The organism is Nitrincola nitratireducens (assembly GCF_000585235.1).
Taxonomy (GTDB): domain Bacteria; phylum Pseudomonadota; class Gammaproteobacteria; order Pseudomonadales; family Balneatricaceae; genus Nitrincola; species Nitrincola alkalisediminis.
This window is the reverse complement of the sequence record NZ_AONB01000002.1, coordinates 193464-205976: the sequence shown is the minus strand read 5'-3', so window position 1 is coordinate 205976 and position 12513 is coordinate 193464. Positions and strand designations below refer to the sequence as shown.

Sequence of the window (12513 nt, the reverse complement as noted above, 5' to 3'; positions counted from 1 at the left end):
TTTTTCATTTCTTGAAATTGATTTTATTTAAAATAAAAGACTCTATTTTAACACCAAAAACGACACTTCCTACAATAGCAATAAGAAAACCAAGATTATACGGAAGTTGAGAAAGAATTATTGCAATAAAGGCCGACATTATTGCTGTCATAAAAGTAATAAAATCGCGTAAAACGGATACAAGCATTGCCAAAAACGCAAGTGGTATTGCAAACTCTAATGACCACTCGGATGGAATCCTTTCGCCAACTCTTAGCCCAATAAGGACACAAACAATCCAGACAAACCACATGGAAATGGCTGCTCCACTATAGTAGAAGAGCTTGTCTCGACCATGATCACTGGCTAGAAAGCGCGAAGCACATAGCCCATATGCCTGATCACTAAGCAAGTAAGCAAGAATCCACTTCTGGTAGTTTTTTAAAGTATAAAAAACGGGAGCAAATGCTGCACTGTAAATCATAAAGCGTATGTTAACCATCATCGCAGTAAAAAATATTACTATTGGTAATGCACCATCTTGAATAAGTTGATAAGCTATAATTTGTGCCGAACCAGCAAAGAACAATAAAGTTGCAAACAGCGTCATATCGAAACTAAAACCTAGATTTGAGCTGTATGCACCTGTAATTAGTCCAAACGGAATAATACCAGGAATCATTGGCAACAAGTCACGAACACCTGAAAAGAAATAAACCTTATAACTACCATTCATCGGATTAATTTTTCGAATCATTACAAGAAACTCACTTAGGACTGATCAAATCTGAAAAATGATTTAAGTTATCAGAGTAAAGGATTAACTACAGTAGTCTACGGTATGTTTTTAACCAAGCAACTGCAAATGATCTTATTTAGGCACAAATCATAACTTCAGGTTATTAACAATCGTTACAAATCGAAAATTAAGAAAGTACAAGCGTCATAACAGATTGTTATCATTACAGCCTATCAAAAATTGTTTGTGATCTATGGGGATGAAGCTGTAATCTGGTAAGAGGGGAATTGCGATTATTTTAGATTCTATCAGTGAGCTTCACCTCAATCTAACAGGTTATACATGATATCTTCGACAATTAAACCAATAAAAAAAATTGAAAACTCCACCGCACAGGATGAAAATCTATTTCAAGAGCTTAGGGTTGCATTCGTTTTGCTTGAAAACTTTTCAATGGCCTCCTTTACAAGTGCTGTAGACGCCCTAGTTACCGCACAACTCGTCAGTCCATCGATCCAAATTGAGAAAATCATGTATGGCAATCAAATTGACTCAACTAGAGTTATGAGTGATATAGGGATTGAAGTCGTTGTTGAGTCTTTTCCATGCTTATCAATAACACACTCTCTAGATATGGTAATTATTTGTGGAGGCTATCGCACTTCTCTATCACCTAATTCAGGTATTCAAGCGCTCATAAAATTAGCGGTTAAAGAAAACATGTGGTTAGGAGGTCTATGGAATGGGAGTTACTATATCGCCAAAGAAGGATTGCTCCGTGGTACAGAGGTAAGCATTCACCCTGAGAGCCTTGCACTTCTGACTGAAAACTGCCCTACTACCCACCCAAGTGATAAAGCCTACGTAATACATGAGCGCATTTTTAGTAGCGCAGGTCCAAGCAGTGCAATGCAAATGATGATTGAAGTATGTGGGCACATATTTGGACAGACGATTAAACGTAGTGTCGAAGTTATACTGGCTTGTGATGTCCCTGTGTCTGATGGTGCAAACTTGGTCAGACACGGGAAGGAGTCACAACTACCCTATAATCTTCGGTTAGCGGTTGAGCTCATGAGGAATAATATTGAGGAGCCTCTTTCACTGGAGGACATTGCGCAATACGCTAATTTATCTCGCCGACAACTAGAACGCTATTTCGAGCGTCATCTCAATGTATCACCTTCAAAATACTATATCGAATTACGCCTTGAGCAAGCAAAGCGTTTGTTGCTCCAAACAAATATGCCAGTGATTCAAATTGCCGTCGCCTGTGGTTTCATAAGCCCCACACACTTTAGCAGAGCTTTCCGAAAAAAATTCGGTTTATCTCCGAAAAAAATTCGCTTTAGTATTCGCAGTTAAAAAAAGTAACCAAGAGCTGATTAGCCCTTGGCTACAAAGGGTCCACTTTTATGCAATATATCCTAATAATCGAGGAAGAAATAAGGAAAGTGAGGGCCAGTAGGTTGTTATCAACATCACTGGTAGTGCAGCCAACAACATAAAACTAAATGCTGGCTTAATCACCTCTGACATACCAACCTTCCCTACACGGCAACTCATAAAAAGAATGGGTGCCATTGGGGGGCTGTTGCAACCTATGACTACACTCGTTCCAACAATTGCAGCAAAGTGAACAGGGTGAATCCCAATACTCTCCATAACCGGTAAGAGAAGTGGACTTAAAATTGCTACGACGCTAACATCATCCATAATCATTCCCATCAAAATCAGGAATAAATTGACCATCAGTAATATTAACAATTTGTTTTCGAACACGTCCATCAACACTTCCGTCAACTGCTGTGGGATTTGTTCAAAGGTAAAAATACGGCTTGCAACAAATGAAAAGAGTAAAATAATCATGATAACACCTGTCGTAGTTGCTGCTTTAACTAAACAATCAACCAACAGCTTTATATTCAAATCACGATAGACAAAGAGACCAACAGGAATTGCATACACAACAGCAATAGCTGCAGCTTCAGTCGGTGTGAAAAATCCTCCATAAATTCCACCTAAAATAATAACTGGTAACATCAGCGCTGGAAAAGCCTTAAATCCTGTAATCCCGATATTTTTAAACCTTTGACTCAACGCTATCTTTTCAGGAACAAAATCAGGGTTAACTCGCATTTTAATAGCGTTGATAATACACAAGAGAATTATTAATAAAATTCCTGGCCCTATGGTAGCAAGAAAGACAGCAGCTACAGACTGCCTTGTAACGACAGCATAAAGAATCATCGTAATACTGGGAGGAATCAGCAACCCTAATAATGAGGAAATTCCGACTAGTGCAGTAGAGTATGAGCGCTTATAGCCATGCTTTTCCATAGGGTCTATCATGACAGTTCCGATGGATGCGACAGCAGCAGAAGCTGTTCCTGAAATGGCACCAAAGACACCACACCCCAAGATCATTGAGGTCCCCATTCCACTTCGCGAAGATCCAATAACAGCTTCAATGAAACGTATAAGACGAACTGCAATCCCGCCAGACTGCATAAGATAACCAGTCATTACAAACAAAGGTAACGCTAGAAGTATTATAGAATTAATTGACCAAAAACCTGTCGTCATTAATGATGAAATATCAACGCTATATACGTAGGATAATACTAGAGTCATTGCAGCAAAAGAAAAAACGACAGGCACCCCTATAAACATTAACAGGATAACAACACCTATGGCTAATAAAGCACCCATGATAAAAACCTTTTAATAATATTCACGTAAAAATCATTGAAATTTTATTCTTAGTAATTTCAGAACATCTCTAGCAAGATCTCTTGCTCCATACAAGCATATTAATACACTTGCAACAAGAAGACTCACTTGAGAAACATATTGAGGGATACTAAAAACAGGGGTCACCTGCTTTCTTTGAAAACCCCAGGAAAACAAATTATAACTCCAACTAACAAAGTACAAAGCCATAACAACAGAGATCAATCCAACTATAAGTCGGATAGTAATTTTAACGCTCTCATTTTTTGAAAATGTCTGAAAGAAATCTGCACTTAAATGTGATCCTTCTCTAGATGCTAATGCAGCACCTAACATATAGACCCACATTGCAGCAATTAATATTAGTTCTTCAAGGCCAAACATCTGAATATCAAAGAACGTTCTTAATACAATTCCTGATACCATAGAAAATGCAATAAAAAGACCGAAAATAACAACTACCCCACTCATCAAATTAGCGATAAGCTTTTCAATGAAGACAGATATTTTTATTATAACATTCATAATCATACCTATATAATATGACCTAGAGAAACATCCAGTCTCTCTAAGTCACTATTTTTACTGCACCTGCTCTGCATTAGCTCTGACGACGTCCATAATATCCTTACCTATTGCTCTTTCCGCTCTTTCCCATACATCACTACGAACACGCTCGACCCAAGCACTCATTTCTTCATCCGTGGGAACAATATACTGCATCCCATCTTCTTGAGCCTTTTGGATCCATTTTTCATCTTCAGATCTGGCATTTTTGAACTGCTCATTTACCACCGTTTCGACCGCGTCTGCAACAATTGCACGGTCAGACTCACTGAGAGCATTCCAAGAATCTTCATTCATCAAGAAAGTATAGAATGAAAAGTTATGCTTGGTATGAACAAAATAATCTAAAAGATCATTAAAGTAGGTATAATCCCAATAGATAACGTTGCTTGAGTCACCATCTACAACGCCCGTTTGAATTGAGGTATAAACTTCTGACCAGTCGATTGGAACTGCCTGAAAACCCATCGCTTGCACCGTCTGTGGCAATGGGAAAATAGGGGCAGATCTTACTTTGATGCCGCGTGCATCATCATAATTCGTTGCATATTTTTTAGCTGTTGCCACACCACCAAATCCCTCAGGGAAAGGCCCTAAATACGCTAACCCCATGCCAGAAAGAATAGGATTAATCACTTCGGAAACCCAACCATCTTTGCTGTAGGCTTCCAGCGCTTCCTCCCAGCTCAAGGTTAGATAGGGTAGTGTGAGCACACCCAGACGCATATCATAAGACGTTTGCGGCCATCCCAAGAAAAGATCAACGTTTCCTCTGACCAACTGATCAAACAGCTCCTGCGGCCCACCTAATTGACCCTGATAAAATACATTGATTGAGATTCGTCCATCTGATTTTTCAGACACTAAATCGGCTATACGCTTAACAGCCTGACCGTTAGGTGAGCTTACGTCACCCGACTCGGTTGCTATGCTCAATCGAACACGTTCGCTGGCCCACGACGACACAGAAAATGCCATCGCGGATAATGCCACAATAGATGCTGTTAATGTTTTTACAGTTTTTGATTTAGCTACTAACATACTGCGCTCTCCAGTGAGGTTGTTTTACCTTTAATAATTATTTTTTTGTATCATCCCGGGGCTTAATTAAACTATTACAGTCACTAGATTAATGAAAACGACTTTTACTAGTAGCTATTCAAAACCTGAGGTTATGGTTACTGTAGATTGATGTAGTCTGAGCTTAAGTGGAGAGCGTCCAGACAATTTTGGTTTCATTTTTTAATTATTTGTGTTAACTAGTAAAGAATTATCGTAATTACCCAACAACACCGCCTCTAACTGGACTCTTTGAATACAAAATTATGGTTAAACACGTTGAGCCAGACAGGGTTCTGGTTAAAATGCCCTCGCTTCGGGCAGTAAAGTCATTCGTTGCTGCAGCGAAATATCAAAACTTTACTAGAGCAGCAGAAGCTCTGTGTGTTACCCAAGCGGCAATCAGTCGACAAATCAGGGAGCTCGAAGCACACCTAGGCGTTGAACTTTTCACACGTTCAGGTCGTGCCGTGGAGCTGACAGAGGCAGGAAATATCTTTTACGATGCTGCATACCTATCCTTTGTCAATATTGCTCAAGCAGCGGAGCGTATTCGCAGCACGAGCGTGTCAAAAAAACAACTTACTATATGCTGTACACCGGCATTCTCAGCACTTTGGCTTTCTAGGCGCCTCCCGACGTTCTTTGCGGTGAACCCAGATATAAATTTGAATATCGTAACTACAGAAAACTTTTTACACATGGAGCCAGGCGTGCATCCAGATGTGTTCATCAATAAAATCGCTGGCCCACGCGAGGGATACCATTCCATCCCGCTGTTTCATGACTTAATTTATCCAGTTTGCACGCCTAACTACTTAGAGAAAAATAAACATATCAACACCTTAGAAGGACTCCAAGAAACAGTACTACTGAATCTGAGTCCTTATGGACGCGCGCAAATTGCTGAACATCTTGACTGGTCCGTATGGTTTTCGTTTTTTGATATAGAGCCTAATATTCGCGGACATATTACCACTCATTTTTTTAACGCGAATGACTACAATATGCTTGTCCAAATGATGCTCAACAATCAAGGTGTATCCTTAGGTTGGCATCACTTAATTGACCCATTAGTCAAAGAAGGAAAACTGGTTATGCCTGTATCAAAATCTGTTGAATTCAAAGAAAAACTCCATTACCTCACCTACGCTGAAAATAAAGCCAACAGTGAACCTTTCATTCGATTTAAAAAATGGTTACTCGATCATATTCAGTGTGAATCAACGGCTGTAAAAACAACCGTTTCTAAATAGTTTCTTTCCATACTTTAAAAACCATAACCCAGCGTTATGCTTTAGCTGCATTAAATGTCGATTGTGCCCTTTCGCCTACTCTAGTTACTCTCTTAAAAGGCTAGAGATAGCAACACGACCACAATTAATTTAAGCAGTAGGTTTAGTTATGATGAAATTTGAGGGTATCTACACTCCCGTTATTACTCCTTTTAAAGAAGACTTTAGCATCGATTACGATGCTTATCTCGATAGTGTTAATCACCTTGTAGACGCAGGTGTTCACGGAATTATAGTGGGAGGTACAACTGGAGAGTATTACGTCGAGTCAGTCAAAGAACGCCTGCATCTTCTTGAACTCGCAAAATCAACTTGTGCTGGTAAAGTTCCCGTCATATTTGGAACAGGATCTATTGATCCAAACGAATCAATATCTCTCGCAGAGTCAGCTGCTCACTTAGGAGCAGATGCTTTGCTCGTTGCAACACCACCTTACTCCTTGCCAACAGAGGAGGAGTTAGCACTTCATGCCTTAGCCGTTGATTCAGCAGCGAACCTTCCAATCATGCTCTACAACTACCCCGCTCGAATGGGCGTCATGATGGGTGAGATTTTTTTTGAACACATCGGTCAATCAAAGAATTTTTGCTCCATCAAGGAGAGTTCAGGCGATATCAATCGTCTTCACCTTCTGGCATGCGATTATCCAAACATTCAATTGTCATGTGGTATGGATGACCAAGCATTGGAGTATTTTGCGTGGGGTGCAAAAAGCTGGGTATGCGCGGGTTCAAACTTTTTAGCCAAGGAACATATTGCACTCTATAAAGCCTGCGTTCTTGAAGGCAATTTTGATAAAGGTCGCCAAATAATGTCAGCCATGATGCCTCTTATGCGAGTACTAGAACAAGGTGGCAAGTTTATTCAAAGTGTTAAGTACGGAGTTACGCTTTCTGGTCGTTTTGCGGGTGAAACACGAAAACCTCTTAGAGGGTTAAATTCAGATGAAAAGCAAACCTTAGCACAAGTAATTGAGAAGCTAAAAATATCTATCGATGCAATTGAGCAAGATAACCCATCTAGTTTATAAGCAAGAGGAAATACGAGATGTGCGAATTACTAAGCCATGATGAATATAACCGTATTGCTGCTCAGTTAGCACCAAAAAGCATGTGTTTTATTGATGGAGAATTCAGGCCCTCTTTATCTGGTAAAACCATACCTACAACTAACCCAGCCACTGGACAGATCATAGCTCAGTTGGCTGCAGGTAACGCTGCTGACGTTGATCTTGCTGTCAGTGCAGCTAAAATTGCTTTTAATGATCAACGCTGGTGTTCACTTCATCCAAATGAGCGCAAACACGTGCTCATTAATCTATGTCATCTGGTTGAAACTCATAAGCACGAACTGGCTGTACTCGAAAGTATGGACTCCGGCAAACCTATTCGAGACTGCGAGCTGATTGATATTCCAGAATTTATTCATGTAGTAAAATGGCATGCTGAATTAATCGATAAGATATATGACCAAAGTGCTCCTGTTGGCCCAAATGCAGTCGCGATGGTAGTGCGTGAGCCTATAGGTGTCGTAGCAGCTGTTTTACCTTGGAACTTTCCCCTATTAATGTTGGCTTGGAAAATAGGACCCGCCCTCGCAGCTGGATGCTCAATGGTAATAAAACCAGCCGCACAAACATCGTTAACTGCATTAAGGATTGCTGAACTAGCACTTGAAGCCGGTTTACCAAGAGGCATTCTCAATATTGTAACCGGCACTGGCGTAGAAGTTGGTGAGCCACTGGGGCGCCATAAAGACGTCGACATGGTCACGTTTACGGGTTCTACTGCTACAGGAAAGCGCTTTTTGAGCTATTCGGCGGAATCAAATCTAAAAAAAGTTGTACTGGAATGTGGTGGAAAAAACCCCTGTATTGTTCTTGAAGACGCCGAGCATTTAGATAAAGTCGCTGCATTTGCCGTACAAGCAGCATTTTGGAACATGGGAGAAAATTGCTCAGCTGGTTCAAGACTTATTGTTCATAAGAGCATTAAAAGCAAGCTACTAGAGCGCATAAAAGCTCACGCGTGTGAATGGAAAACGGGAGATCCTCTTAATCCGGCTAATCATCTAGGCGCTCTAATTGATAAATGTCACTTTGCAAAAGTGGCTAACTACATACAACTGGGGAAAGAGTCAAACGCGAGTCTCATTTTTGGTGGAGAGTGTATAGATGGTGCATTTATTCACCCAACTATTTTTGACGACGTAATGCCAGACGATGCTCTCGCTCAAGAAGAAATTTTTGGACCTGTGCTATCAATCATTACCGTTTCCAGTTTTGATGAGGCGATTGCGGTTGCTAATAACTCCGACTATGGGCTATCAGCCTCTGTTTTCACAAGTCACGCTAAGCGGGCTATTCGTGCAGCTCAATCTATCAAAGCAGGCACTGTTACAGTCAATTGCTTTGGCGAGGGCGATATTACAACTCCGTTTGGTGGCTATAAGCAATCAGGATTTGGTGGAAGAGACAATTCCATTCATGCGCATGACCAGTTTACTGAACTTAAAACCATTTGGATTGATTTAAGTGATGATTCCGATGACAGCTTAGACTGAGTTTATTAGCCATAAACCCAAAACAGCTCAAATTAGAGCTGTTTTAATTAAACTTCGCTGATTGACCTACCTTTTTGATGTCTCCTCAACGGAGGGAGATTATGAACAATACAATTAAAGTAAAAAAATTGCCCATTGACACAGGTCCAGCTGCTTGGAACAGTATTTTATCTCCAGCAAACACATTTCCAACACTTGAAGAAGAGATTATTGCCGACTGGTTAGTTATTGGTGCTGGTTTTGCAGGTATTGCGGCCGCTAAACGTCTCAGCCAACTTGTGGGTGATGAGCGCTTGGTTATGATTGAAGCTCGTCGAATAGCAGAGGGCCCTGCAGGCAGAAACAGTGGTTTTATGATTGACCTCCCTCATGAGCTCAACTCGGAATCATACACGAGTGACCACAGGATTGACTTATCACAAATCAAACTCAATCGCTATGCGATCGATTTTGCAAAGCAAATAGCTCTTGACGCACAGATGCCGATACCTGTATTCAACCCTTGCGGAAAAGTTACGGGGGCTGTTACTGATAAAGGTTTACATCACATAGAAAGCTACAGCAAGCATCTGGCAAGCTTAGGTGAGCCCTATGAGTTTATGGATGCACAGGCATTAAAAGAGATGACAGGCATTGACTATTACCGGCGTGGTCTTTTCACACCTGGAGCCGTCATGATCCAACCTGCCGCATTTATACGCATGGCAGCAGAGAACTTGCGAAAAGATGTTGAAATTTATGAAAACACACCTGCCCTGAGTATTGAAAAGGGTGATATGCACCAAGTCAAAACGCCTAAAGGCAATATTCGAGCGCGTCGTATCATTCTAGCTGTTAATGGTCATATACAATCCTTCGGCTTCTTTCCAAAAAGACTTCTACATGTTTTCACGTATGCTTCAATGACCCGTGCTCTTAGTTCAGATGAATTAGTAAAGCTCGGAGGACAATCTGACTGGGGGATTTTACCTGCAGATCCAATGGGAACAACGGTTAGACGAATATCAAACTTTGACGGTAGCGGTGATAGAGTTACTGTACGAAATCACTTTACGCTCAACCAATCCATGGAAGTAAGTGAACGTCACATACGAACAGCAGCTAAACTTCACGATAAGGCATTTAGACAGCGTTTCCCAATACTGAATAATGTAGTAATGGAGCATCGCTGGGGAGGTCGCCTCTGTTTATCTCTAAACTCTGTGCCTGCTTTCGGTGAGTTAGAACCGCGTATTTTTTCAGCTTCTTGTCAAAACGGACTAGGGACGGTTAAGGGTACTTTATCTGGCAATTTAGCCGCAGAGTTATCGCTAGGAATTCAATCTGACATTTTGTCAGAATTTCAATCCAGTGCAGCACCGAAGAAGTTGCCTCCGGAACCGTTCTTATCTCTAGGCGCTAACTCCGTCATGCGTTGGAAAGAGTTTCAGGCAGGTATCGAACTATAAAGACGAACGCACTCATATTTGAAACGCGTGCTAAACTTTAAACCAATAATGCAGTATAACGAATCAATACGAGAACTGTTGAGCTTTTGTATGTATTTGATTGAGGTAAAGAGGTCTTAAAGCACAAGCCACAACTCTCAGCCAGGGACGGCTATTGTTTGCAGATTATGGAGCTAATTGGGAAGTGATGTACATGTCGTTTTATGAGCGAACCGAATCAACCCTTTTCACCCCACACCCTTTCAAAATAATGTGAGTGATTGTTTCAGTCGCCTTTTCATAATCCTCGATATCCGGTTCGGGTTTATTCAAAGCAGCGGCAATTTGTATGGCAAAATCGGCATAATGTTGCGTGGTGGACCAAATCATAAACAGCAAGTGTTCAGGCGTGATTGGGTCCAGTTTTCCTTGATCAATCCAAGCTTGAAAAACAGCAACGCGCCCTGCAAACCACCCGTGGTAGTTGTCACTGAAATAGGTACTCATATTCGGAGCACCACTGATGATTTCAGATGCGAAGATACGCGACGCTAGACTGTATTCACGTGAGAAATCGATTTTCCGTCGGATATAATGGGTTAACACCTCGGCGGGATCGTCTTCAGCCGTAATTGCGCTCAGAGTTTCATCCCACAACTCGATAATGTCACTCAATACAGCGATATACAGGCCAATTTTGTTTTTGAAGTAATAGTGCAGGTTGGCTTTAGGGAGGCCCGCACGCTGCGCAATCGCATTCATGCTCGCACCCGCAAAGCCTTTTTCGGCAAACTCGATTTCAGCCGCACGAAGAATGAGTGTTTCATTTTGCTTACGGATTCGGCCAGCAGGCTTTTCTTGCTGGTGGGATACGATTTTGAATAGCAAAATAAAACACTCCTTCATGCATCAGCTCGGTTTAATGACGCGAAGTATAAAGATTTATGTAGCGATAATCGACCCAAAAATCAGAAGCCTGCGACGGTCCACATTATGAAAAACAACAGTCCCCGTGTCCTAGGACGCGGGACAGCTGAGAACACAAAACAATATAAACTTCAAGAAATACGTTATTTTACAATAATCATTTCAAATTTTAGCCCGAGTAACAGGTTCGCATCCAAGATGGATATATAAGGATACATACGCACTAAACCCACCTCAAAGCGGTTAACCCATATAATCCAGCAGAGATTGTCACGATAGATAAAGCCGTACTAAGCGCAATAATATTAGCTGCAAACCGAGCATCTCCACCAGCCGCTTTTGCCATCACATAACTCACTGCAGCAGTCGGTGCGGCCAAGAAAAGAAAAAGAACACCAAGCTCACGCCCTTCAAACCCAATCAACCAACCAATCACTGTGAAAACAACAGGAATGAACACGAGCTTGAATAAGCTGGCACTTAAAGCAGCTCCACCCGACGAAACCAAAGCACTCAATGACAGAGTGCCTCCAATGCAGATCAGTGCAATCGGAAGAGTCATCGACGCAAGATACTCGCCTGACACCATAAACCATGTCGGAGGTGATAAATTCGCATAGGACACCAACAGCCCAATCAATACACTAATGATAAGAGGATTCTGCAATAACTCCTTTATAATTGAACGAAAATTAAACGTGAATACCGAACTGTAAACAGACAGTACAATCGTTGAAAGAACATTGAATAAGATAATCACTAAGCCAGATAAAACACTGCCTATCGACAAACCGTAATCGCCAAACTGGTTCACCGCCAATGCCAACGCCACAACGCCACAATTTCCTCTAAAAGCACCTTGCACATAGACGCCTCTATCTGCCACAGGTATGCGCTTAATGGCCCATACCCATGCAACAGCACATCCCAAAATAGTGGCTAACGAGAAATACACAATTAACTTTGGCTGAAGTGCTGTGTTTAAATCAGCTTTTACTATACCGATAAACAGCAAGAAGGGCATCGTAATGCGATACGTTAAATTTGAAGCAGTTGAAATAAAGGCATCATCAATTATCGCAAAGCGCTTGAGGCACCATCCGACAATCACCATGATAAATACAGGCCCAGTAATGGCTAAAATTTGAAACACAATATCTAATTGCCCATTCATCAAACTGATCCTTTTAACGTATACAGAAACAAAAACGGCCCTACAAGGATG

The 12513-nt window shown here is 41.3% G+C and carries 11 protein-coding genes; 5 read left to right on the top strand and 6 right to left on the bottom strand.

Annotated features, from left to right (window positions below; genetic code table 11):
- Nucleotides 1–4 precede the first annotated feature (4 nt).
- Complete coding sequence (locus tag D791_RS03420; protein WP_081763702.1) at nt 5–736, bottom strand: AzlC family ABC transporter permease; 732 nt, start codon at nt 734–736, stop codon at nt 5–7.
- Between the two features lie 324 nt (nt 737–1060).
- Between D791_RS03420 and D791_RS03415 the strand changes: the two genes are divergently transcribed.
- On the top strand, nt 1061–2083 hold the full coding sequence (locus D791_RS03415) for a GlxA family transcriptional regulator (protein ID WP_051514097.1): 1023 nt from the start codon (nt 1061–1063) through the stop codon (nt 2081–2083).
- 48 nt (nt 2084–2131) lie between these two features.
- On the opposite strand, the gene D791_RS03410 is transcribed toward D791_RS03415, so the two are convergent.
- The 3 genes from D791_RS03410 to dctP are packed head-to-tail and all read right to left on the bottom strand — an operon-like array spanning nt 2132 to nt 5059.
- Nucleotides 2132–3430: a TRAP transporter large permease gene (locus D791_RS03410; RefSeq protein WP_036507793.1), complete on the bottom strand. Its 1299-nt coding sequence runs from the start codon at nt 3428–3430 to the stop codon at nt 2132–2134.
- 33 nt (nt 3431–3463) lie between these two features.
- Nucleotides 3464–3976 (bottom strand): TRAP transporter small permease, encoded by a 513-nt coding sequence (locus D791_RS03405; protein ID WP_036507791.1) that lies wholly within the window; start codon nt 3974–3976, stop codon nt 3464–3466.
- Between the two features lie 57 nt (nt 3977–4033).
- Nucleotides 4034–5059 carry a TRAP transporter substrate-binding protein DctP gene (gene dctP, locus D791_RS03400; protein WP_036507788.1) on the bottom strand — a complete coding sequence of 342 codons (1026 nt, stop codon included), beginning with the start codon at nt 5057–5059 and terminating at the stop codon, nt 4034–4036.
- 284 nt (nt 5060–5343) lie between these two features.
- Here dctP and D791_RS03395 point away from each other — a divergent pair, with 284 nt between their 5' ends.
- The 4 genes from D791_RS03395 to D791_RS03380 all read left to right on the top strand — a co-directional run bounded on the left by D791_RS03395 (nt 5344) and on the right by D791_RS03380 (nt 10382).
- A complete protein-coding gene (locus D791_RS03395; RefSeq protein ID WP_036507786.1) occupies nt 5344–6333 on the top strand; it encodes a LysR family transcriptional regulator in 990 nt (329 codons plus the stop codon).
- 148 nt (nt 6334–6481) lie between these two features.
- A complete protein-coding gene (locus D791_RS03390; RefSeq protein WP_237748497.1) occupies nt 6482–7402 on the top strand; it encodes a dihydrodipicolinate synthase family protein in 921 nt (306 codons plus the stop codon).
- A gap of 80 nt (nt 7403–7482) precedes the next feature.
- Nucleotides 7483–8934, top strand: coding sequence for an aldehyde dehydrogenase (locus D791_RS03385; protein ID WP_337588591.1), 1452 nt, complete (start codon nt 7483–7485; stop codon nt 8932–8934).
- 101 nt (nt 8935–9035) lie between these two features.
- Nucleotides 9036–10382, top strand: coding sequence for an NAD(P)/FAD-dependent oxidoreductase (locus D791_RS03380; protein WP_036507780.1), 1347 nt, complete (start codon nt 9036–9038; stop codon nt 10380–10382).
- 201 nt (nt 10383–10583) lie between these two features.
- On the opposite strand, the gene D791_RS03375 is transcribed toward D791_RS03380, so the two are convergent.
- Together D791_RS03375 and D791_RS03370 are read right to left on the bottom strand one after the other, a co-directional pair.
- Nucleotides 10584–11249, bottom strand: a complete 666-nt coding sequence (locus tag D791_RS03375; RefSeq protein ID WP_237748496.1) for a TetR/AcrR family transcriptional regulator — start codon at nt 11247–11249, stop codon at nt 10584–10586.
- Nucleotides 11250–11511: 262 nt separating this feature from the next.
- The gene (locus D791_RS03370) at nt 11512–12462 is read right to left on the bottom strand and encodes an AEC family transporter (protein WP_036507776.1); all 951 of its coding nucleotides are present in this window, start codon (nt 12460–12462) and stop codon (nt 11512–11514) included.
- Between the last annotated feature and the right edge of the window lie 51 nt (nt 12463–12513).

Bases quoted from the DNA above. Each gene is read 5' to 3' on its own strand.
- D791_RS03420 (WP_081763702.1), bottom strand. From the start codon at position 736: ATGATTCGAAAAATTAATCCGATGAATGGTAGTTATAAGGTTTATTTC.
- D791_RS03415 (WP_051514097.1), top strand. From the start codon at position 1,061: ATGATATCTTCGACAATTAAACCAATAAAAAAAATTGAAAACTCCACC.
- D791_RS03410 (WP_036507793.1), bottom strand. From the start codon at position 3,430: ATGGGTGCTTTATTAGCCATAGGTGTTGTTATCCTGTTAATGTTTATA.
- D791_RS03405 (WP_036507791.1), bottom strand. From the start codon at position 3,976: ATGAATGTTATAATAAAAATATCTGTCTTCATTGAAAAGCTTATCGCT.
- dctP (WP_036507788.1), bottom strand. From the start codon at position 5,059: ATGTTAGTAGCTAAATCAAAAACTGTAAAAACATTAACAGCATCTATT.
- D791_RS03395 (WP_036507786.1), top strand. From the start codon at position 5,344: ATGGTTAAACACGTTGAGCCAGACAGGGTTCTGGTTAAAATGCCCTCG.
- D791_RS03390 (WP_237748497.1), top strand. From the start codon at position 6,482: ATGATGAAATTTGAGGGTATCTACACTCCCGTTATTACTCCTTTTAAA.
- D791_RS03385 (WP_337588591.1), top strand. From the start codon at position 7,483: ATGTGTTTTATTGATGGAGAATTCAGGCCCTCTTTATCTGGTAAAACC.
- D791_RS03380 (WP_036507780.1), top strand. From the start codon at position 9,036: ATGAACAATACAATTAAAGTAAAAAAATTGCCCATTGACACAGGTCCA.
- D791_RS03370 (WP_036507776.1), bottom strand. From the start codon at position 12,462: ATGAATGGGCAATTAGATATTGTGTTTCAAATTTTAGCCATTACTGGG.